18 protein-coding genes are annotated in these 23,361 nt (G+C 42.8%); 10 read left to right on the top strand and 8 right to left on the bottom strand.

The window, feature by feature from the left end; genetic code table 11:
* Positions 1–37: 37 nt before the first annotated feature.
* Positions 38–178, bottom strand: coding sequence for a hypothetical protein (locus tag ACMXYX_RS05695; protein WP_415881707.1), 141 nt, complete (start codon positions 176–178; stop codon positions 38–40).
* A gap of 147 nt (positions 179–325) precedes the next feature.
* Positions 326–568, bottom strand: a complete 243-nt coding sequence (locus tag ACMXYX_RS05700) for a GrxA family glutaredoxin (protein ID WP_415881706.1) — start codon at positions 566–568, stop codon at positions 326–328.
* Between the two features lie 607 nt (positions 569–1,175).
* Between ACMXYX_RS05700 and ACMXYX_RS05705 the strand changes: the two genes are divergently transcribed.
* The 5 genes from ACMXYX_RS05705 (at position 1,176) to ACMXYX_RS05725 (ending at position 7,514) form a co-directional block, all read left to right on the top strand.
* On the top strand, positions 1,176–3,569 hold the full coding sequence (locus ACMXYX_RS05705) for a type VI secretion system Vgr family protein (RefSeq protein WP_415906621.1): 2,394 nt from the start codon (positions 1,176–1,178) through the stop codon (positions 3,567–3,569).
* A complete protein-coding gene (locus tag ACMXYX_RS05710) occupies positions 3,562–5,697 on the top strand; it encodes a phospholipase D-like domain-containing protein (protein ID WP_415906622.1) in 2,136 nt (711 codons plus the stop codon). Before ACMXYX_RS05705 ends, ACMXYX_RS05710 begins: the two co-directional genes overlap by 8 nt.
* A 79-nt stretch (positions 5,698–5,776) precedes the next feature.
* The gene (locus tag ACMXYX_RS05715) at positions 5,777–6,598 is read left to right on the top strand and encodes a tetratricopeptide repeat protein (protein ID WP_415906623.1); all 822 of its coding nucleotides are present in this window, start codon (positions 5,777–5,779) and stop codon (positions 6,596–6,598) included.
* A gap of 99 nt (positions 6,599–6,697) precedes the next feature.
* A complete protein-coding gene (locus ACMXYX_RS05720) occupies positions 6,698–7,255 on the top strand; it encodes a tetratricopeptide repeat protein (RefSeq protein WP_415906624.1) in 558 nt (185 codons plus the stop codon).
* Between the two features lies 1 nt (position 7,256).
* Positions 7,257–7,514: a hypothetical protein gene (locus ACMXYX_RS05725; RefSeq protein ID WP_415906625.1), complete on the top strand. Its 258-nt coding sequence runs from the start codon at positions 7,257–7,259 to the stop codon at positions 7,512–7,514.
* Positions 7,515–7,601: 87 nt separating this feature from the next.
* Here ACMXYX_RS05725 and ACMXYX_RS05730 read toward each other — a convergent pair whose 3' ends face one another.
* Entirely contained in the window at positions 7,602–8,171 is a 570-nt protein-coding gene (locus ACMXYX_RS05730; RefSeq protein ID WP_415881705.1) for a TIGR04211 family SH3 domain-containing protein, read from the bottom strand.
* Positions 8,172–8,394: 223 nt separating this feature from the next.
* Between ACMXYX_RS05730 and ACMXYX_RS05735 the strand changes: the two genes are divergently transcribed.
* Entirely contained in the window at positions 8,395–9,201 is an 807-nt protein-coding gene (locus ACMXYX_RS05735) for a mechanosensitive ion channel family protein (RefSeq protein WP_415906626.1), read from the top strand.
* A gap of 79 nt (positions 9,202–9,280) precedes the next feature.
* Here the strand turns inward: ACMXYX_RS05735 and ACMXYX_RS05740 are convergent, their stop codons facing one another.
* The 3 genes from ACMXYX_RS05740 to ACMXYX_RS05750 all read right to left on the bottom strand — a co-directional run bounded on the left by ACMXYX_RS05740 (position 9,281) and on the right by ACMXYX_RS05750 (position 13,613).
* The gene (locus tag ACMXYX_RS05740) at positions 9,281–11,506 is read right to left on the bottom strand and encodes a hypothetical protein (RefSeq protein WP_415906627.1); all 2,226 of its coding nucleotides are present in this window, start codon (positions 11,504–11,506) and stop codon (positions 9,281–9,283) included.
* A gap of 158 nt (positions 11,507–11,664) precedes the next feature.
* Positions 11,665–11,952 (bottom strand): membrane protein insertion efficiency factor YidD, encoded by a 288-nt coding sequence (gene yidD / locus ACMXYX_RS05745; protein WP_415881702.1) that lies wholly within the window; start codon positions 11,950–11,952, stop codon positions 11,665–11,667.
* Positions 11,953–12,218: 266 nt separating this feature from the next.
* Entirely contained in the window at positions 12,219–13,613 is a 1,395-nt protein-coding gene (locus ACMXYX_RS05750; protein WP_415881701.1) for a PhoH family protein, read from the bottom strand.
* A 402-nt stretch (positions 13,614–14,015) separates the two neighbouring features.
* Between ACMXYX_RS05750 and cobB the strand changes: the two genes are divergently transcribed.
* Together cobB and ppnN are read left to right on the top strand one after the other, a co-directional pair.
* A complete protein-coding gene (gene cobB, locus ACMXYX_RS05755) occupies positions 14,016–14,726 on the top strand; it encodes a Sir2 family NAD+-dependent deacetylase (RefSeq protein ID WP_415881700.1) in 711 nt (236 codons plus the stop codon).
* Between the two features lie 297 nt (positions 14,727–15,023).
* Complete coding sequence (gene ppnN, locus ACMXYX_RS05760) at positions 15,024–16,418, top strand: nucleotide 5'-monophosphate nucleosidase PpnN (RefSeq protein WP_415897885.1); 1,395 nt, start codon at positions 15,024–15,026, stop codon at positions 16,416–16,418.
* Here the strand turns inward: ppnN and ACMXYX_RS05765 are convergent.
* Both ACMXYX_RS05765 and putA read right to left on the bottom strand, forming a co-directional pair.
* A complete protein-coding gene (locus ACMXYX_RS05765) occupies positions 16,415–17,728 on the bottom strand; it encodes a diguanylate cyclase (protein WP_415881698.1) in 1,314 nt (437 codons plus the stop codon). The two genes, ppnN and ACMXYX_RS05765, sit on opposite strands and share 4 nt — an antisense overlap.
* 128 nt (positions 17,729–17,856) lie before the next feature.
* On the bottom strand, positions 17,857–20,973 hold the full coding sequence (putA, locus tag ACMXYX_RS05770) for a bifunctional proline dehydrogenase/L-glutamate gamma-semialdehyde dehydrogenase PutA (protein ID WP_415897886.1): 3,117 nt from the start codon (positions 20,971–20,973) through the stop codon (positions 17,857–17,859).
* A gap of 321 nt (positions 20,974–21,294) precedes the next feature.
* On the opposite strand from putA, the gene ACMXYX_RS05775 reads away from it, so the two are divergent.
* Together ACMXYX_RS05775 and ACMXYX_RS05780 are read left to right on the top strand one after the other, a co-directional pair.
* Positions 21,295–22,440: a cation:proton antiporter gene (locus ACMXYX_RS05775; RefSeq protein ID WP_415898232.1), complete on the top strand. Its 1,146-nt coding sequence runs from the start codon at positions 21,295–21,297 to the stop codon at positions 22,438–22,440.
* Between the two features lie 2 nt (positions 22,441–22,442).
* A complete protein-coding gene (locus ACMXYX_RS05780; protein WP_415881695.1) occupies positions 22,443–23,231 on the top strand; it encodes a TIGR00266 family protein in 789 nt (262 codons plus the stop codon).
* Positions 23,232–23,361: the final 130 nt, after the last annotated feature.

Consider the following 23,361-nt stretch of genomic DNA (forward strand, 5'->3'; position numbering starts at 1 on the left):
CAAGTCAGGCTCTTATCTATATCACAGCGGTAATGGATTAACGGCGACGACGCGCTGGATGCTGTGGGTGTTGCTCATTCTCAATACGAATAGGTTGTACACGTGGCGTACTGTTTCCTAAGGAATACAAGAAAACTACGCCTGCTGCGATGGCAACCAATGTAGCAAATGTCATCATAACTCACTCCTAACTGGTGAAAGACCAGTACAACTGTCTAGCAGTATAACTCAATAAACAGGCTTATCATTATTTAGCGGCTAATATGCAAAAAATCTTAGCCGTTGTCCTAATACCTAAACAGTTATATGGGCATCAGGGAGTAATTTAAACCCCCTGTGCGTTTAAATAAGCTTCCAGCTCAGTGAAACCACCAATATGTTCTTGGCCGCAGAATACTTGAGGCACTGTAGTCACTGGTTTGCCCACTGTTTGCTCAAGATCTGCTTTGCTTATGCCTTCCTGGTGGATATCGATATAACGGTAATCAAGCTGTTTGATTTCACAAATCTGTTTTGCACGGGAACAAAAACCGCAACCTTCACGACCAAAAATAGTAATACGTTTCATCTGTCTTCCTCCGTTTAAGTGATGTGTTAATTGAAACAGAGGCAGCTGATTGATCCCAATTAGATATGTTTATCTAATCGATTGGTTCTTTTTATGGAACATCTTAAAGCGAGCTATACGAGCGAAGGTATGGTTTTTTGTAGGACATTAAGATCATTAATATGTGTTGTGAATACTATTTTGCGCCGCACAAATTTGGCTGAAAAAGGCGTGATTTCGGGGGATGGAAGGTTTGTCCCCAATCTTTGTGGATAACCTTGTAAACAACTCCTATCGAACTTCGTTAAAGGTCGATAAAACCTTGCGATTAACGGTTTGATTAAAAAGTATACAGTAGTTTATGTATTTGATTTAAAAGGGTTTTTATGGGTTTTTCTATGGGGAAAGTTGTTTTTGAGTGGCCAATCAGCTATTGCGTTTAAAGTTACAGGGCTGTAATTAATGTCAAGATAAAACTTCATTTTTGTTGTGCTTATATTGGGTTTATAGCTAATTTTTTGATATCTTCGCTTATGGTATGTAAATGCTTTTCAAAGGATGTTGGGAAGCTTTGTTATTGTAAGGGTTCAAACTTTAGTTGGATCCAAGAAAGACAAGGAAGGTCTTAGTGTTTTTAAAATCAAACGAAGAACGTTTTTTCTTTGAAGCGCATGGCGCGGGTGATGAATTTCACCTCGTCAGAATGTCAGGAAAAGAAACTTTATCTCAAAGCTTTCGTTTTGAAGTGGAAGTGGTTTCTAAATACCCTGACATCGAGCTAACACCGACGTTAGGTCAAACCGGTTTAATTACCCTGCATGATCAGACTAATGCCGGAGAGCCTTATACCCGTTACATTCACGGTATCGTCACCGAAGCAGAGCTAGAAGAAACTAACCTACGCCAATCGACCTATCATTTTGTAGTAGAGCCTAAAACCGAACTGCTTAACCTCCGATCAGGCTGTCGAATCTTTCAGCAACAATCTACCCAAGAGATTGTAACCACGCTACTCGAAGAGGCTGGTTTCTCTAGCGATGAGTTTGAATTTAAGCTGCAAGAGCCTCATTCGGCGCGTGAATACTGTGTTCAGTACAATGAAACTGAACTTCATTTTATCCAGCGTCTATTGGAAGAAGAGGGTATTCACTACCACTTTGAGCATGAAGAATCTCTGCATCGCATTATCTTTAGCGATAGCTCGGCGTCTCATCTACCTATTCCAAATGAAGCGGTAATCCCTTATTTCCATGATGCTCAAGGTGCATTACGGGAACAGCATATCTTTCGCTTTGATTACACTGAGGAGGTCGTGTCAGGCAGAAGCCAGATTAGAGACTACGATTTCACACGGCCAAAGTTGAAGCTGGAATCCTACAAGCAAGCAGAATTGGATGAGATGTTGGAGGTTTATACCTATCCGGGACGATTCCAAACGACTGATATTGGCGATCAGTATGCCCAAGTGCTTTTGCAATCCATTAATGCAGAAAGAAAGATAGCGGTTGCTGAGAGTGATGTTAATCGTCTAATTCCAGGTTTCAGTTTCACCTTAGATGAGCACGAAAGAGATGAGCTTAATGCTGAGTATTATATTACTCAGATAGAGCATAAATGCGCGCAACCTCAAGTGTTAGAGCAAGGTGCGACGACAGAAGGCTCTTCCTACAGCAATAGAATTAAGGCGATTCCATTTGATGTACCTTACCGTGCACCTATCACCATGGCTGTACCCATTGTTCACGGCTGCCAAACCGCGATTGTGTGTGGCCCTGAAGGTGAAGAGATCTATACCGATCAGCACGGTCAGATCAAAGTACAGTTTCACTGGGATCGCATCGGTCAACGAGACGAGCACAGCTCCTGCTGGATGCGAGTGAGCCAGCTATTTGCCGGTAATCAACGTGGCAGTATGTTTATTCCCCGTATTGGCGAAGAGGTACTGATCGATTTCCTAGAAGGTAATCCCGACCGTCCTATAGTGACTGGCCGTTTGTATCACGGTTTAAACCGTTCACCTTATCCGCTGCCCGATAACAAAACCAAGAGCACGATTAAAACCAACTCCACCAAGGGCGGAGATGGTTTTAATGAGATCCGTATCGAAGACAAAAAGGGTGAAGAGCAGATCTTTACCCATGCAGAAAAAGATATGGAGCAAGTAACCCGAAACGATCATAAAGAGTGGGTAGGTAACGAACACCACAAAATCGTTGAGAGTAACGAATATCGCCATATCAAAGGTGATGAACATGTCAAAACTCAACAACGGTATAGCCGACGCGTAAATGGCGATATGCACCTGATCATAGGTCAGGACCACCAACTTAAAGTCGCCAAGAGTCAATATACCGATGCGGGTGAAGAGCTGCATTTCACTACTGGCGTAAAACACGCCCTAGAAGCGGGGGTAGAGATCTCGTTCAAAGCGGGTGGCAGCTTAGTTACGATAAATCCCGGCGGTGTAACTTTTAAAGGCCCACAAGTCACCCTAAATATGGGGGGCGGGGGTAGTGGTAAACGTTCCACCCCAAAACCACCACAACCATTAAATAAACCAACGCTTACAGCCACGATCGCGCCTGTGCATCAACCGGGTGTTACGGAGCTTTTGGAATCAGAACAAGATCTATCTAAGGTGCATATTCGCCTTTCTCCTGTTCCAGGTGGACTAGGTTATCCAGAAGAGCCCTATAAGCTTTATAGGGATGGGGCTTTAATTCAGGAGGGGCTTACTGATAAACGCGGGTTTATTACGGTTGAACACATCCCTGGCACAGGTAAATACGAAGTTGAATGGGTAAATGGCCATCGTTTTGCTTTAAACGTACAAGAAAAAACCAGTGAAGGCTTGCAAGGTGAATTAGAGAAAATTCAACGGCAAGGATATCGCAAAGAAGCAGAACCAGGTGATGCTCCCGTGAGTCCTCAAGGCTCTGCGGAAGAACATCAAATTGCACTGGCTCAAGCACATCAGGGCAAAGAGGTAACAGGGGTTCTCAAGGAGGAGAGTGATGTCTAGTAACTGCGATAATCTTACAGAGCAAGCCCTTTGTTTGGATGCTCCAATAAATACAACGACAGCAAAGTGGCAATTACTACCTGAGAAGGATGAAAATGTAATTTATGAGGCACGCTACGGCGTCGAAATTACTCCGCTTATCAATGGCCAAGAAGCCTTCACAGCATTAGAACAAGCTATTTTAAAAGCTACTAACACTGTAGATATTATTTGCTGGGGCTTTGATCCTTCATTAAGGCTTTCTGGCCCTAATGGAAAATATCGTTTCGGGGAGCTGCTGGAGAAGAAAGCGGAAGAGGGGGTAGAGGTAAGGGTACTAATTTGGTATTCCCATACAGCTGATTGGTTTTTTGGTTTTAAGGATGAAAGTCTCCCTGATTATGATCGATTGTCAGGTAATTACGATAATGGGGTGGGTAAGTATTTTCGTCAGATCGACCATAACTTTAGAGAGGAAAGTGTCGTCTCTAAACATGAAGCCAAACTAGAAAATGCGTTTAAGCGTTACCAAGAAGCTGCAAAAAAATGGCGAGATTCACCAAATGATCAAACAAGAGCCTTGATGGAGGATAAGCATCAAGCATTCGAAACTTTGTACAACCAAGCTTACACCGAACACGACGGTACTCCTTATTTACAATGGGAAGATCGAATATATAACGAGGCTTGGTATCGAAAGTATGCTAATAGCTGGTTGAGAAACAGCAAGCTTTGGTTTACTACACGAGCTATAAAAAACTTTTCTTCTGTGATGGATATGACGGAAGGGTCGGAGGATTCGTTCGAGGGTTTTTTCCAAAAACAACTTGGAAAGTATTTTGCCACCCATCATCAAAAAATGGTTTTGATTGACTATTTAAAACCTAAAGTAGCGCTAGGTTTTGTGATGGGCCATAACATGCAAAAGAATTACTTTGATGATGACAAACATCATTTTGAGCCCAAGAATCGTTATAAAGGTTTTAGACCTTGGCAGGATATTTCTACACGTGTTCGAGGTCCCGTGTTAGTTGATTTGAATCATAATTTCTCTAGAGCGTGGGATAAAGAAATCCCTTGGGATAAATGGGCGAACAAAGGTAGCAATATTGGTTCATCTCGAGACAACGTAACCAAAGAGGCTTTTATTTCAAATAACTGGGAGCCGAAGCAGTTAGACAGTCGCTCGACATTTAAGTGCAACATGGCGCAAATTATTCGTACCGAACATGTCGACCAAGACAAATCTATTTTACGTTCCTATGAAAACTCGTTAAATAATGTGACGGATTATGTCTATTCCGAAAATCAATATTTCCGTTATAAACCCTTTGCCGATCAGCTGATCGAGTTGGCAGCTAAACGTAAAGCCAAAGGCGCAAAAGACCTTTATTGGTTTGTGGTGACAAATAAACCCAACTCAGACGGCGAGGGCGTCAACACCTACAAGATGTTTAAGGCGCTGGGGCATCATGAACGTCTACCCAGGCTGCAATTAAATGAGCTGAAAACTATTAAAGAAATGGAAGATGAAATTCGATGGTTTCAGCAAGAACAGAATGCATTCTTTTCCGGCACACCGTCATATGAGAATTATGAAAGAGCGATTAAAATAACTGAATCTGCATTGACAGAATTGAAAGAAAAGCATCCAGAAACGGCTAAACTTCGTGAGAAAGAAAGAGAAAAGGAGGTTGTTGACGAACTAGATGTTGATAATCCACAGCAAGCATTTGAACTTCAAAATAACGATGGCCTAAATGTCCATATCGCAACGCTTGAATCCTGTACTAGAAATCAGCCGAAAGGTTATCCAACCCTCTATACCCCAATCTATGTTCACAGTAAGCTTTTATTGGTAGATGATGTCTATTTCCTTCTGGGGTCCTGTAATATAAATAAACGCAGTATGGAACTAGACACTGAGTTGGCAATCGCAACGCCAACGCCAGCTTTAGCAAAACATGCTCGGAATCACCTATGGGGGGAGCATGCTGATAAAGTAAAGGGAAGTTCATTCTTGAATTATCAGTATTGGCAGGACTTGATGGATGATAACTGGGCAAGAAGATATAGAGGGGAGCCTTTAATGGGTTTTTTAATACATTTTTATGATCCTGATTGCGAGGTTGCCGCACCTAATGATTAGTACACGGATAGTTAAATACTTTTTAGTGTTAATTTTAGTCAGCGCTTGTTCTGACCCTAGCCAAGGAAAGCAAAAAAAAATGAGCCAGTTACCCCCTCCTGAGAATCAACCTGAATTTACCTGTGTTAAAGAGGCCGATAATTTACCACCCTTAGACCCAGAGCTTGAAACTCGCTATCAAGAAATTAGATCACAAGAGAAACAGGGCAAAGAAGGTGATTGGGAAAATCTCAATAATCAGTACCAATATCTGGCGGAACAAGGGCACTGGAAAGCTGCGTCTCGTTTAGCCTATCGTCATATCAAAGGCTTGGGTGGTCCGCGAAGTTACGCTAAAGCGTTTAATTGGTATCAGAATCTGGCGGAGCGAAATATCCCACAAGGCTACTACAACCTAGCCGCTATGGCCGAGAAAGGCTTAGGTGTTGACCAAGACAAAGAGAAAGCTTGGGCCTACCTTCACCGTGCGGCACAAACGGGTAGTCCTCACGCACAGCATCGATTAGGCGAGATCTACCTTTATCCTAGAAATGATGATCGTATGGGGGAGTTATACCATCGTTGTGCACTCTCCCAAGGTCATGCAGAGTCTGCGCGCGCGCTAGGGAGAATACACTTGGTAATGGAAAACTACCCTAAAGCTATGTATTACACTCAACTTGCGGCTAGCATGGGATTGCCAACTAGCATGGTGAAATTAGATGGGGTATTCCGTGATGGTGATTACGGTTATGAGAAAAATCTTGAACATGCAGCTACCTATGAGCGGTTTCTCAATCAGTTAGAATATGATGACTCGCTTACGTTTCCTGAACTACCAAAACTTTGTCCGCTCCCTCCGCATCCTACAATGGGTCTTTATAACCCGGAAACGGATCAAAATGAGATGCCCGAAGGTTAAGAATAGATAAACATGGAGGTTATAAAAGGAGTAACGCTGGTTTGTTTATGTCTTTTTTTGGCTGCTTGTTCTGACCCTAGCCAAGGAAAGCCCAAAAAAATGAGCCAGTTACCCCCTCCAGAGAATCAACCTGAATTTACCTGTGTTAAAGAACAAGACAATCTTCCACCCTTAGATCCAGAACTTGAATCTCGCTATCAAGAAATTAGATCACAAGAAAAACAGGGTAAAGCAGGCGATTGGGAAAACCTGAATAATCAGTACCAATATCTGGCGGAACAAGGGCACTGGAAAGCTGCGTCTCGTTTAGCCTATCGTCATATCAAAGGCTTGGGTGGTCCGCGAAGTTACTCTAAGGCATTTAAGTGGTATCAGTATTTAGCGGATCAAAATATCCCCCAAGGCTACTACAACCTCGCCGCTATGGCTGAGAAAGGCTTGGGCGTTGAGCAAGATAAAGAAGCTGCCTGGGCCTACTTGCATCGCGCAGCGCAAACAGGAAGCCCTCACGCACAGCATCGTTTAGGTGAAATTTACCTTTATCCTAGAAATGATGATCGTATGGGGGAGTTATACCATCGTTGTGCCCTCTCGCAGGGACATGCAGAGTCTGCGCGCGCTAGGGATATTGGCAGATGTCCAGAGAAACTACCCTAAAATGCTCTACTTTACGCAGGTTGCAGCAAGTATGGGTATTGAAGGAAGTATGTTGAAAGTTTTACAGGTGTTTAGGGATGGGGATTATGGCTATATAAAGGATGAAAAGCTAGCACGTAAATATGATCACTTTCTTACTATGTTGGAAAATGATGAATCTCTAGCATTCCCAGATCTGGCTAAGCAATGCCCGTTACCATCACATCCAACGATGGGCCTTTATAACCCAGAAACTGATCAGAATGAGATGCCTGAATGAGGCTGGTTTTAGCTGTTTTTCTAGCTTTTGAATTTATATAAAAAAACCGGAGTTCTAACTCCGGTTTTTTTGTATGAGCTGAAGTGATCAGAACCACTCATCCTTACGCTTTTTACGTTTAGGGAAGTAAGGAAGGATCAAGCCGAGGAATACACCACCTAGCGCTACTAGGCCGCCGTGGGTAAACCAGCGCATCAGATTGCTCTCATCGCTTGATTCGATCTTAAAGTTCAGATCTTTAATTGATGCTTTTAACTGTTCAACTTCTGCAGTCAGCGTTTGATTGTCTTTCTTGAGCGCAGCAGATTCTTGCTGAAGCATTTCGATCTGTTGAGCTTGCTCTGTCACTGTTGTTTGGCTTTTCTCTAAGCTGCTTTGAAGCTTAGGCAAGCGTACTGACATGCTATCGCCAGAATCAATCGCAGAAGGTTCTACCCAACCGATACGGCCTTGAGGCATACGGATCTGAGCGTATTTAGTTTTAGGGTCTCGTTTTAAGATAGTGACAGGGGAGCCACTTTTGATACGAGTAATGATTCGATACTCATTACTTGGGCCGTTATGTACGTAGACCATTGCATCGTCTGCAATATGACCTTTTTCTGCTTGTGCAGATACCGAAAATAGTAGGAGAGAAGTCAGTAATAACTTTTTCATTGATACATTTGTTTGAACGCTAGAATTTGGCATATTGTACGGATTAAACTGGTTGCTTAACAGGTTGTTTTTGGGGTTATTCTGATTTCATTTTTCTAATTTAGAATAAATGGTGCAGAATACCCAGAAGCGAGACAGCCTCAGCAGCCTGTTTGGCTGTTGTTCAGATTCGTTTTGATTAAATTCGTTCACTTTTTTTAAGATCTTTCTCAGGGGAACCTTAATGGATAACTTCTTTGATGCTTACGTATTTCCATGGATTGTGGATATTGCGCTTGCACTGGCTATTTTCTTCATTGGTCGTTGGGTCGTTAAGCAGGTAATCAAACTGCTTGAGCGTGTGCTACGCAAAGCCAAAGTAGAAGATATGTTGGTCAACTTTATCTCCTCAATTGCGAGTGTAGCGTTACTACTCTTCGTAATTGTGGCCTCTCTAAACCAGCTAGGTGTTGACACAACATCGCTAATCGCACTATTGGGTGCTGCTGGTCTAGCGATCGGTCTATCTCTACAGGATTCCCTGAAGAATTTTGCGGCAGGCGTAATGCTTGTCATCTTTAAACCATTCCGTGAAGGCGACTTCGTAGAAGCGGCGGGTGTTGCAGGTGTTGTTGAACATATTCAGATCTTCAACACAATCATGCGGACTGGCGATAACCGCGAAGTAATCGTTCCTAATGGTGCAATTTACAGCGGTGTAATCACAAACTTCTCAGCGCGCGATACACGTCGTGTAGACATGGTATTTGGCATTGGTTACGACGATGATCTGCGTAAAGCAAAAGAGATCCTGAACGAGATCATTGCTGCAGATGAGCGTATTTTGAAAGATCCTGCACCAGTTGTTGCTGTATCTGAACTAGCTGATAGCAGCGTGAACTTTGTTGTTCGCCCTTGGGTTAAATCTTCTGATTACTGGGCAGTACTATGGGATACAACAGAAACTGTGAAACTACGTTTTGACGAGGAAGGTATTAGCATTCCTTTCCCTCAGATGGATGTACATCTTCACAAAGAAGAGCAAGCGTAAGCTTCTCTTTTCTCCTTCTACAAAAAGAGCCTGATTTATCAGGCTCTTTTTTATCTATCTTCTTTTCTAGTTTGTAGCTTTACTCGGACTGCTCAGCTTCAGAAGAGTAACCACCGTCTGATCTATCTCTTTGTATCTTCTTAAGCTCGTTTCTTAATTGCGCATTATCCTGTTTAGACTTTTGAGCTTCGAGTCGATATTTAAAGATCTCTTCATAGCGTGCTTCTAGTTTCACTTCCATGTTACTGATTGTTTTTTGCTGCGTTGCGAGCTGATCTTCCAAGTCATCAATCTGGGTCTGTAGGTCCTCGATTAAGCCATAACCGGAGTGACTGTCATCGCTACCTGAAGCGTTTTCTTTCTCGGTGGACTGTAGCTCTGTAACTATATGGCTATAGAGCGCTTTAAGGTCTGCTTCTTCGCGACTGTTATAGCGGATTGTATTCTCTATTGCTTTATGGGCACTTGCAGCGCCTATAGAACCGGCTAGGACGTGCTCTACCATACGATGGAACTCTACCAGCTCAATAATGGTAATTTGCAGCTTATCAATAACCTGAAGGTCTTCAGCGATAGTACGGACCTCTTTCTCGGCTTTATCTTCATGGAGATAGTTTGAAAGTAAACTATGCGCCTCTTCAAGTTTAGGTTGAAGCGAGATATAAGCATCTAATCCCGTTGGCCTTGCTCGACGAGAATGGGAGGCGTTCATCGCACTGATAAATTCAGTGGTTAGATTCCTTTCGCTTTTATTTGGACTGAAGATTATCGATCCAATAATGTAGCTGCCAATATTAAAAATAAGTGACCAGAACACTGCATGGCTCACAGGGTGTAGCCCGTCTAAGCCAAACAAAGCTTCTGGGCGCAGCGCAGTAATATTCCATGGCCCTTGAACTAACAGTGCCTCCGTAAACCAACCATGTTTGATGAAGGTTGGAATAAGTAGGCAGTAGGTCCAGATAATAAAACCGGTGAGTAGCCCTAAGAAGGCGCCAAGGCTATTACCTTTCTTCCAGAACATGCCACCAAACAAAGCTGGCGCAAACTGCAGAACTGCCACGAAAGAGAGAAGGCCGATAGCTGCAAGAATGTAGGAATCTGCAAACTCTTTGGCAAACCAGAGGCTGCCCAGAAGAATCAAAGACACCATCACCCAGCGAAGCTGAAGAAGGTAGCTACGTAACGGTTGTAGCGCTGGGATTCTTTCTAAGGTCGGCAAAATAAGATGGTTAGATGCCATGGTTGAAAGCGTCATCGTTGTGATGATGATCATGCCCGTCGCTGCAGAAAAACCACCTATAAAGGCTAAGATTGTCAGGCTTTCACTGCCGGCTTGTTGCGGCAAAAGAAGTACGAAGAAGTCTGCGTTTTCGGCGGGCATCCCCATTAATAATCCAGCTGCTGCGATAGGTACGACAAAGATATTGATACCTATCATATAAGCAGGGAAGAGCCACATAGCGGTTTTAATATGGTTTTTATTAGAGTTCTCAACCACTGAAACGTGGAACTGGCGAGGAAGCGTATGAATCGCTGCGAAGCTTAAGATCAGAAGAGTGATCCACATTACACCGCTATTTTCGCCATGGTTCAGGCTTACTAGGTGCTCTAAACCAGCGGTTTGTATGCGGCTATATATATCGCCAAAGCCATCAAACAGCGTGTACGTTACAAAGAAACCAACAGCAATAAAAGCAATAATCTTAACGATACATTCTGCGACTAGCGCTGCGATCATACCTTGATGGCGTTCAGTTGGATCTAAACGTCTGACACCAAAAATAATGGTGAAACAGATCATAAATATGGTCACCATCCATCCCGATAGATCAAATGCTGAGCCTGTCTGTGGGGTATCGGTAATGATTGAGAAAGAGCTGATAATCGCTTTTAGCTGGAGGGATATATAAGGCACTATGCCGATTAAAGCGATGATAGTAACGAGGGCTGCGATTTTCTGAGAGCGGTTATAACGGGTGGATATAAAGTCGGCAATACTGGTAATGCGGAAGGTTTCTTTGGCTTGTACCATCCGTCTGAGCGAATACCACCAGAAACAGATACCAATTAATGCCCCTCCGTAGATACTGAAAAAGAGCAGCCCCGAATTTGAAGCAAACCCAACACTGCCATAGAAGGTCCAAGAGGTATGGTAAACCGCTAGCGAGAGGGCATAAATCCAGGGATTTCCTGCACTCTGCTCACCCTTATTTTTAATCCTCTTTTCTACCAGCTGAGCGATGGCAAATAGGATGCCCATGTAAACGGTTACGTACAGAATAACTGACAGCGGTGTGAACATAATATCCAGCTTATTCCTAGGGGTTAGATTCTTATCTTAAACCCTATAGATGCTTCGCTGAAAGGTGTCAAAGGAAATAACTTACTGATACCTAATCAAAAAGCTCAAATTCAACAATAAAATATAGGGCTGTTGTGTAGGTTTATAAGAAAAAGCTGTTATTTGCTGGAGGGTGAATCTTGCTCGGTGTGATGGTCACAGCAGTTTTTAGGCATGGGTACAGGGTCATAACCGCCGTCGTTGTACGGGTGGCATTTGCTAAGTCGTTTTAAGCCTAGCCATACGCCTTTAAAAGGCCCGTGGAGTTTAATCGCCTCAATCATGTAGCTTGAGCAGGTTGGATGAAAACGACAACGAGGGCCTATAACAGGGCTGATAAGGTATCGGTAGATATTTACCAATCCAATTAGTAGTGAGCTAAGGCAGCGCTGTAAGAAGGAAAGCATTAGGCGATACGTTATTTTGAAGTCGTTTTCTGAAAAAAATACCGGGTAAGAAATGGCTTACCCGGTTATATATCCGGGGAGGATTAAAACAATATGTGATCTTTAGCACCACTAAAAAATGAAAAGAGGTTAAAAATCACAGACAGCTAATTATAAGGATTCTAATGTAGATTAAAAGTTAAACAGTAGTTCTTATCTGCTTTTTAAGCCTTCCCACATGAATCAGCGTATGCAGGAAGGCCTAAAGAGCGAGTTTGTTGATGGAATTAGAGATGTTCTTCAGCATATTCAGCCAGTCTTGAGCGGAATATACCTTCTAGATGGACATTCGCAGCCCCTTCGTAATCTTTAAAGCGTTCGACTAGATAGGTTAAGCCGGAAGTGAGTGGTGTTAGATAATTTGAGTCAATCTGCGCGAGGTTACCCAAACAGATGATTTTCGAGCCCTTACCGCAACGGGTTACGATGGTTTTTAGCTGCGATGGAGTGAGATTTTGCGCTTCATCTAAAAGTACAATTGCTTCTTGAATGCTGCGGCCGCGGATAAAGTTTAGCGATTTAAATTGAATATTCGCTTTCTCAATTGCGTATTTCACGCTGCTTTGTGGGCGTTCATCGTGCTCGTGCATCGCCTCCAAGTTATCTTGAATCGCACTTAGCCAAGGGGTCATTTTCTCCTCTTCAGTACCCGGTAAAAAGCCAATGTCTTCGGCAACAGGCGGGGTGGAGCGAGTCACAATGATTTTGTTGTAGCGCTGCTGTTCAATCACCATCTCTAAAGCGCAGGCTAGAGCTATCAATGTTTTACCAGAACCTGCTGCACCATTGAGAATGACAAGATCCAGATCAGGGTCTAGGACTGCATCCATAGCAAATGCTTGGAATACGTTAATCGGTTCAATGCCCCAGCAGTTCTGTTGCATTAAACGATCGACACCTAAGTCCCTTAAGGTAATTTGACCATCGCGGACTGAAGATACACGTGCGGCAAACTCCTCAGAATCATCGTAGATATATTCGCAAGGGTAAGTTTCAGGTAGCACCGATTGGGCAAACTGATGATAAGTGTGGCTGCCTTCTTGGTAGCTTTTAATATCGTCGACGCGCTCCCAAAAGTTGCCTTCCATATTGCTATGCCCGGCGGGTAGAAGCTCAATGTCGGAAACCAGCTGATCGGTACGATAATCTTCAACCCGTTTTAGCCCCGCACCTAAGGCTTTTAAGCGCATATTAATATCTTTGGTGACTAAGATAATATCGCGGTGAGGGTTGGTCGCTTGGAGATGAAGTGCGCAGTTTATGATCTGATTATCTTTATTGGAATTCTGTGGCAAAAAACCTTGGCGAGCTGTTAACTCATGATCGGGAAAGATACTGAGTTGGCCTAATTTCTTTTCACTGTTTGCAGCGGTTATCGGGATAAATATATCGACCCCTTTGGTGATTGCCGCTGCATCATCAGCATGACTAAGAATGTCGTCTATGGCCCGTATTGCGGCCCTAGCTTCTTGAGATACATTTTTCTTTCGGTCCTTAATGTCATCTAACTCTTCTAAAACAGTCATCGGAATAGTGATGTCCTGTTCTTTAAATTCATACAGACACTTAGGATCATGAAGAAGTACGTTGGTGTCGAGTATATAGAGTTTAGAGGCAGTCATAGCCGGTTCCTTATATAGCCGAAGGGAAGATGTGAGCTAATGAAATTATAAAAATTAGAAAGTTCGAACTGATCAAAGATTGAGTGTGTTTGGGGCTTTTTAAATTCGTTATGGAGAGGCCGATAGCGTCCAGAGCTTTGAAGGCGCTTAGCTACTTCAAGCACAGCAGAGTACACTGCTGACTTAGAGATAGGCTCTGTAGGTTTCAGAGTCGTAATGATTATTCTGTAACTGACGTACTGTGAAATATGATCCACCACGAAGTCTCAGATAATTGCTGAATACTAAGCTAAGACAAATTTGAATCTGAATTAGCACAGCTATTACTATGTAAGATAGCTTAGTAATACATAGGTTCCAGTTGAATGACAAGTGACAAATTTGCTTTGAAGGATTTTAAAGATGGCAATTAATTCTATTGTGGTATTAACCGGTGCAGGAATATCCGCTGAATCCGGCATTAGAACATTTCGTGCTGAAGATGGTTTGTGGGAAGACCATAAAGTAGAGGATGTTGCTACCCCAGAAGCTTTTGTGCGTGATCCGCAGCTTGTTCATCGTTTTTATAACCAACGTAGAGAGCAATTGCTTTCGGAACCAGTGAAACCTAATGCCGCTCATATCGCTTTAGCTGAGTTAGAAAAGGCGTTTCCTGGACAGTTTATGTTAGTGACACAGAATATCGATAACCTGCATGAGAGGGCGGGGAGTCAGAACTTGTTACATATGCATGGTGAGTTGTTAAAGATGCGTTGCAGTGATTCTGGTCAGGTTTATAAAGAAACGGGGCAAACTGAACCAAGTGATCGTTGTGACTGTTGTGATCTATCGGGCACATTGAGACCGGATATTGTCTGGTTTGGTGAAATGCCCATGTATATGGATGAGATCTATTCTGCCCTAGAGGACTGTGATCTTTTTATATCGATTGGTACTTCAGGCCATGTTTATCCCGCTGCGGGGTTTGTTGAAGTGGCGGGAAGGTCTTCGGCACTGACAGTGGAGCTGAATCTGGAACCATCAAGGGTAGAGTCAGCTTTCGATCACCGGATTTATGGTCCCGCGAGTGAAGTAGTGCCTGAATTTGTGGCGGATATTATCAAGCAGCTTTGAAATATTTGATTGATTTATAAGTGGATTTTTTGATTTTTGCCAGATGCTGTCTATAGTTTCTTAAGGAACTTCACTGAGTTGTCGGCTGTCTAAAAATTTGCTGTTTGTGAATCTTACCTCAATCTTTAAGTCTCTTTTTTAATTCGTGTATTCACAAAATCTTAACAGCAGACGTTTAAGACTAGGAACATTGTCGCCGTCGTTTAATCAGAAGAACGAAAGTGATGTTCAGCCGAAAAGTTATTTTGGGATCGGCTAAACAGGATTTATTTAGCTCGATCCATGGAGGTGGTCATTATGATGACAGAGCAATACGTTACGACCAGTATTACCCCCTTAGAAAGCCTTAATTCTCTTTCTCCTTATGAAGTGGACCAGTTGCAGGATGCCAGTCAGGGTGGTTTGTTTCGCTTATTTCGCCAATGCTCTTTGGCGGTTTTGAATAGTGGTAGTGAATTAGATAGTACTAAGCTGGTTTTGGATAAGTATGCAAAATTTGATATCAAAATCAGTCAAAAGCATCGAAGTGTTCAGCTTGAATTGGTGAATGCGCCCGCCACGGCCTTCGTGAATGGTGAGATTATCACGGGTATTCGTGAACACCTATTCTCTGTTTTACGTGACTTACTTTATGTCGGTACAGAGTTAGATCATCGTTGCTCCGGCCTTACTGAATCGGAAGCGACCACGAATATGGTCTTTCATATTCTGCGCCATGCTGGTGCGATTCGTCCACATGTAAAACCAGATCTTGTTGTCTGCTGGGGTGGTCATTCCATTAATCGTATTGAGTACGATTACACCAAAAAAGTAGGCTATGAAATGGGCCTACGTGGACTTAATATCTGTACTGGCTGTGGCCCAGGAGCGATGAAAGGTCCGATGAAAGGGGCGACGATCTCCCACGCCAAACAACGTCAAAAAGAGGGGCGTTACGTCGGTATTTCAGAACCCGGTATTATTGCGGCTGAAAGCCCAAATCCGATCGTAAATGAACTCATTATCATGCCGGATATTGAAAAGCGTTTAGAAGCTTTTGTTCGTTTAGGTCATGGTATTGTTGTCTTCCCAGGCGGCGCAGGTACCGCGGAGGAGATTCTATATATCCTGGGCATTTTGCTTCATGAGAAAAATCACAGCTTACCGTTCCCTCTTGTGTTAACAGGACCTGCAGGCAGTGAAGAGTATTTTGAAACTGTAGATAATTTTATCCGCTCTACATTGGGTGATGATGCTGCTAGCAAATATCAGATCATTGTTGATGACCCCCATGAAGTAGCCGAAGTGATGCGTGAAGGATTAGAACAGGTAACCCGCTATCGTAAGGCGACCAGTGAATCTTTCCATTACAACTGGCAGATGCATATTCCGGAATCTTTCCAACAGCCTTTCGAGCCCAACCATGAAAATATGGCGAGCTTAAAGCTAATAAAAGATCAGACCGATTTTGAGTTAGCGGCTAATCTGCGTTGTGCCTTATCGGGTATTGTTGCGGGTAATGTTAAAGAACCAGGAATTAGAGCAATTGAAGAGTTTGGTGCATTCGAAATCTGCGGTGAACCAGCAATTATGGCATCTATGGACAAGTTATTAGGTTCTTTTGTAGAACAGAGACGAATGAAAATTAACTATAAAGAATACCAACCTTGCTATCGCCTGAAGCATGATGCTGAGGTAGTAGAAGAGGTTTAGGTTTTTTTAAGGGGAATTGTTGATTGTGGTGAGCAGACGAGGTTCCTACCCCTAGATTTAGCTTGGTAAAGGGCCGAATCTGCTGCCAAAAATAGCTCTGATTGATTCTGACCATGTTCTGGATAAGACGCTATACCAAAACTACCTGTGATTGTTATCTTATGTTTTGCATAGTTTAAGACTTGTTGTGACATGAGTTGCCTTAGTTTCTCTGCCAGAGATTCAGCTTCATTCAGACTGGTATTAGCAAAGATCAGTGCAAATTCTTCACCTCCCCATCGGAATAAGAAGTCGGTACTTCGTATATTGTTGGCTATAGTGCGAGAGGTTTCTTTTAAAACAAAGTCTCCAGCTAAGTGACCATATTGATCATTAACGGCTTTGAAATAATCAAAATCAAATAAGCAGAGGCTTAACGAGTTTTGGTGGCGCTCGGCAAAGTCTAACTGTATATCGAAGATACGTTTAAACTCTCGGCGGTTGCGGAGTTTGGTCAGTTCATCGTAGGCAGCTAGTTCAAGAAGCTTAAATTCTTGCTGCTTATAATCGGTTACATCTTTAACCATACCTGTAACCCTAATGGGCTTCCCACAGGAGGAGCGTAAAGATATGCAGCCTAAATCATGGACCCAAATATAGTGGCCATTACGGTTGCTCATACGATAAGTCGCTTCATAACGCTCCCTTTTACCTTGGATATGTTCTTCTAACGACTGTAAGACCATGGGTAAGTCTTCAGGGTGAACATTGTTTTTCCAAGTATCAACAACCGGTTGCATCTCTTCTGGACCATAGCCCAGCATCTTTTTTAGCTGAGGGCTAAAATAAACGTGATCACTGCTGATCTCCCAGTCCCAGAGTCCATCTGTGCAAGCATTTACTGCAAACCATATCTGTTCTGAGCGCTCTTGAGTTTCTGCTTCTATAGCACGTCGTGCACTGATATCTCGTGCTACGGAGAGAAAATACTCTTTACCTTGGTGTTCAATGAGGGAAGTGTTTACTTCGACAGGGAGTTCGGTACCGTCTTTTCGGATATGGCTACCGATAAAAGTGAATTTCTTATTTTGGCGGATAACATCGGCTATTTTTAACCAGTGCTCATGGCAATGAACATCTTTTTGTAACGAGAGGACCGAATGGTGCAAAACTTCCTTTTGCTCCATTTGTAGATCTTCATAACCAGCCCTGTTTACCCAAATAATGTTTGAGCTTTCGGGGTCGATCAAATAAACAGCATCCATCATGCTTTCACGAATAACTTCAAGTAGAGGAATATCTATTGAAGCTTCGCTAGTTTGAGTAGCCATAGCATCCAGCATATAAATAATGATCTGCTTAATTAAGAAATTAAGCTGAAGGTTGAATGCAGTGTACTCCTTTAGAAGGGGGTAGGGGAACCTTTTGGTTCCTTAAGTACTGATCTAAAGTAGCTTTTTTAGAGCTTTTTACTTAAAAGTGTTCTATTCCCCCCGGATGCGGTTGTGTTCCGTGTAATGGTTTTTTCACATACGAAACGTTTTAAGTAGTTTGGCCCCCCAGCTTTAGGGCCTGTTCCTGATAATCCCATACCGCCAAAGGGCTGGCTACCAACGATAGCCCCGATTTGATCACGATTAATATAGATGTTGCCTACTAGGGCTTGTGTGGTTATTTGCTCTATAAAGAGATCGTTTCTGGAATGAACACCGAGCGTCAGACCAAATCCGCTACGATTAATGTCATAAATAACCCTTTCCAAGTTATGTTTCTGGTAGCGAATAATGTGCAGAATTGGGCCGAAAACTTCTCCCGTTAGTTCATCCATGGAGTTTAGCCGGATTAGAGTAGGCGGTACAAAACAGCCTTGGTTGTGTTGGTCTGAAAGTTCTAGTTCAAACAGCAATTTATCTTGTAAACGGCACCGTTCAATATGTTCATAGAGCCTTTGCATGGAATTTTGATTAATGACCGGACCTAAGTCAGTTGCCAACTCTTCGGGGCTACCAATTTTTAGGGTTTGCATGGCCCCGATGAGTTTCTCCTCGATTACCTCAGCGATCTCTTCCTGTACGTACAAAACGCGTAATGCAGAGCATCTTTGCCCCGCACTGTTAAACGCAGAATGAATGGCATCTAGCACTACCTGTTCAATCAGGGCGCTACTATCAGCGATCATGGCATTTAAACCGCCAGTTTCTGCGACAAAGGGAATAATAGAGCCATCATGGCGATTGGCTAATTGTTTGTTAATTGTGCTGGCTGCTTGAGTTGATCCTGTAAACGTAACACCGGCAATGCGTGAATCAGTTAGCAAGGCTTCAGAATGTTCAGCGCCAGCATAAGGTATCAATTGTAAACAATATTCAGGTAAGCCAGCTGCGTACCATAGTTCGGTGGCTTTAAATGCCGTTAATCCACTATTTGATGATGGTTTGGCCAGTACTGTATTCCCGCAAACGAGTGCTGCAGCGATCTGACCGGTAAAAATGGCCAATGGGAAATTCCAAGGGCTAATGCAAAGGAACACTCCATGCCCTTGGTAGTGCAGCGTGTTTTCTTCACCTGTTACGGATGGAAGGTGCTGAGGCAATAGTTGTTTTTCAGCAAGCGCAGCGTAATAGAAACAAAAGTCGATAGCTTCCCTTACTTCGGCTAAAGCGTCTTGTAGCGTTTTACCTGTTTCTAGGATACAGAGGGAAACCAACTCAGCTTTATTTTGTTCAAGTAAACGTGCGTAATTCATTAAGATTTTGCATCGCACGGAGACATCCTGATCGCGCCATTCTGGAAAGAACTGTTCAGCGATGCTAATAGCTTGTTTTATCTGGGTTTTATCTACGGTACTTTGATAGCCAACAATTTTATCTAAACGATAATTAGCATGGACAGGTTGTAGATTAAGACCATCCGTAACCTCACCGGCGATGATTGGTTGGCAGTACCATTTCTTTTGTCCGTAATACTCAATAATGCTTCGCCACTGTTGCCAGCAATCTAAGCTCCCCAAGGGCTCACCTGCCGAATTTTCTCTTTGTTTTTCGAAAACCTGGCTGGGTAGAGGTAGCTCGTAAGAGGTGCTCTGCATACTTTTCAGCGGTGATTCGACTATTTCCTCAGTACTGACATTAGGATCGTGTAACTGGAAAACAAATGAGGAATTAGCACCATTTTCCAGTAAACGCCTAACTAAGTAGGGCAGTAGGTTGTTCTGATTGCCAACAGGGGCATAAATCCGACAGTTATGATCCGTTTCTGATAGAACTTGTTGATAGAGAGGATCGGCCATGCCATGTAAGCGCTGAAATTCGAATGTTTTCTCTGTAGGAATCTCTATTATCTGAGCAATAGTAAGTGCATTGTGAGTCGCAAACTGCGGACTTAATAATCCAGATTGATGGGATAAAAGAAACTTAGCACAGGTCAGGTAGGAGAGATCCGTTGCGGCTTTGTGGGTGAACACCGGGTAGCTCGTGAGACCATTTTGTTGGCTGTGTTTTATTTCGCTGTCCCAATAAGCACCTTTAACTAATCTGATGGGGATTGGTGTTTCACAATCAGAAGCAATGAGCGAAAGCCACCTAAGTGTCGGTAAAGCGCGTTTACTATAGGCTTGAACAGCTAATCCCAACTTACCCCAGCCAAGACACAGTTCACTTCGTAGCAGTTGTTCGAAAATTAATAGAGTAATTTCTAAGCGTTCAGACTCCTCAGCATCGATTGTTATGGCAACATCAAGGTTGCGTGCGGTAACAAGGAGCTGGAATAACTTATGCATCAACTGCTTTTGTAATTGGTCAAAATGGCTATTTTCAAGACGAGGGTGTAAGGCAGAGAGTTTGATTGAGATGCTGGTATTGCCCTCTGGATTTTCTTGGCCAGCGGTCTGAATGGCTTCTAGATAAGCTTCAAAATAGGTTTGAGCATCTTGATCACAAACAGCGGCTTCACCCAACATGTCAAATGAGAAGAACGTTTTTTGATTGTAATCACATCTGAGTTCTAGGGCGGTATTTATATCTTCAGCAAATACAAATTGCTTACCTATTTGGGATACTGCAATTGCAAGGGCTTGGTGTACGACTGAGTTACCTAAGCGTTGCCAAACATTGTTTAAAATACTATCCGCAGAATGTTCTTTGCTTATAAGCTTTTGACTTAGGGCTATGCCCCAAAAGGTGCCGTTTTCAAGGAAAGTGGAATGCGCTTTTAAGAACTTTGCGGGCTCGAGTGCAAGAGAATCCAGTTTATCGTAAATAAGTGCTTGAGCAGTCTCTGTATCAGGTATCCGTAACAGCGCTTCAGCTAGGGCAAGTAAAGCAATGCCTTCATCACTTTCTAATCCGAATTCTGACATGAGCGTGTTCACTGAAAACAGTGGACTATCTAGATTACGAATTGTGTTGACCCAATCGGTTGCCTTAGATTTTGCTTTAGAAGAGTTTGGTGTGACTTCCAGCAGTTGATCGCATAGAGATGTTTCATCATGACAGTAATAGTCAGTGATGGTACGCCATAATGTATCTTGATCGGCGGGGGAGATCTCTGCAGATAAAAGCTGGCTTACTGGTAGCATCTAACAAATCCATTTTTTAAGACAGTTTAGTTGATCATCTGTGTAGGTGTCGGGATTATCAAGAAAGATCTTAGTCTTCGGGCAAATATCCCTAAATTGCTTGGGAATTAAAGAGTTATAGGTTGTTATTTGTATAAAAAGTGTTCTCTTGTTTCTTGTGGGCCAGCTACTTTTAACTGAGTAAGAGGTGTTTTTTTGATTCTCATGCATACTTAGTGAAACAGGATTAAGGAAGATAATTGGATGGGAATAATTCATATCTTGCTGTTGGTACTTTCTGCATTATTAGCTATCGCTCTTATCAAACCCATTGCTTCCCTTATGAAGTTGCCCTTTGCTTTGTTGTTGGTTGTATTTGGATTTATAGGGTCTGAGTTAATTACAACGTTAGGTATTGATACTGGACTACGTTGGGAGCAATTCCACTATTTGGTCTTTTATCTTCTGCTACCTGCTTTGCTCTTCGAATCTACTTTGCGTATTGATATTAAAAATTTGCTAAAGAATCTTGCTGCTATTTTACTGTTATCAATCCCTTTAATGCTTTTTGCGACAACGATTAGTGCCGGGTTCCTCTACTGGGGAATCGGTTATCCTGCCTATTTTACTCTTATCACAGCGCTACTGACGGGTGCGATATTGTCAGCTACTGATCCAGCAACTGTTATCAGTTTGTTAAAGCAGGTCGGTGCTTCTGATCGACTGGTGACGCTTCTAGAAGGGGAGAGTTTATTTAACGATGCCTTAGCTATTTTGCTGTTCGGCATTTTAAGCAGTTTGCTCCTAATGCCGGGTAATGAGATTAGCTTTGCTTATTCGCTTGGTGAATTCTTGAAAATTTTTCTGGGTGGTCTTGCCGTGGGTGGAGGAACACTACTGATCTTTGGAGGCCTGTTTTTAATAATTTCCAATCAGTTCAGTCGAATAATATTAACAATATGTGCCGCTTATGGCGGTTACCTGATCGCTGAGTACTTTTTACATCTTTCAGGCGTAATGAGTGTTTTAGTAACAGGGCTTGGCTTTGGTGAGTTGATACGTAGAAAAGGAGCTGCATATGAAACGCAGTTTTTGTTCGCTTTCTGGGAATTCAATAACCATCTTGCTAGTGCCCTAATTTTTGTTCTTCTAGGTGTCACGGTTACTTGGGGGATGTTTGAGCAGCAATGGCTAGCTATGTTGATCGGTATTGGAGCGGTGCTGTTGGCACGAGCCTTAGGGTTATTGTTTATAGCGCCAGTCATAAATCTATTACCTAAGATGGAAATAGATTGGCGTGATCAGCTGATTTTGTATTGGGGCAGTATGCGAGGCGCTGTTGCTATTGCATTGGCTTTATCGTTACCTCTTGAAATCGATGCTTGGTTTACTATTCAATCTATAGCATACGGTGTTGTTTTGTTCTCGTTAGGTATACAAGCAACTACGACACCCTTACTTATAAATAAGTTAGATAAAAGGATGTAATAATGCGTTGTCATGAGGTTGATTACGAAATTATTGGTGAATCTCTTCAAATTGTTGAGGTGGAGTTAGACCCTGGTGAAAAGGTGATTGCTGAAGCCGGCATGATGAATTACATGGAAGAGGGGATCAATTTTGAAACCAAAATGGGCGATGGATCAGAGCCTGATCAAGGTTTAATGGGTAAACTCTTTTCTGCTGGTAAGCGCATGGTTATGGGTGAATCCGTTTTTATGACTCATTTCGGTAACGAGGGTAGTGGTAAGAGACGTGTCGCTTTTGCTGCGCCTTATCCTGGTAGCATTGTGCCCTTAAATTTGGCGGATTATGGTGAAAAAGTTATCTGTCAGAAAGACGCTTTTTTGTGCGCAGCCTTGGGCACCAAAGTGGAAATTGCGTTTTCTAAGAAAATTGGCGCGGGTTTCTTTGGTGGTGAAGGTTTTATCCTGCAGAGACTTGAAGGCGATGGTATGGCTTTTGTGCAGGCAGGTGGCACGGTTGTGCGTAAAGAGTTAAATGATGAAACCCTAAGGGTCGATACGGGTTGCCTAGTCGGTTTTACTGAAGGAATTGAATACGATATTGAAATGGTCAAAGGGTTGAAATCAATGATCTTTGGCGGTGAGGGACTTTGGCTTGCCACGCTGAAAGGGACAGGCAGTGTTTGGGTTCAAAGCCTACCGTTCTCACGCCTTGCTGATCGATTAATTGCATCAGCGCCATCATCTGGTGGTAGTGATAAGGGTGAAGGTTCGGTTTTAGGTGGTATTGGCCGAATGTTGGATGGAGATTAAGATCGTATTACACAATAGGATAATTCCCTTTATTATCTGTGGCTTTCGCCTGTAATGACTATGACAATGGATGTAAAAATAGGTATATTTAGTGCCTTGATTTTACCCATCTCAAGTCGTTACAGGTGTT

Origin of the sequence: Neptuniibacter sp. QD72_48 (genome assembly GCF_047778065.1) — a bacterium.
Lineage (GTDB): Bacteria > Pseudomonadota > Gammaproteobacteria > Pseudomonadales > Balneatricaceae > Neptuniibacter.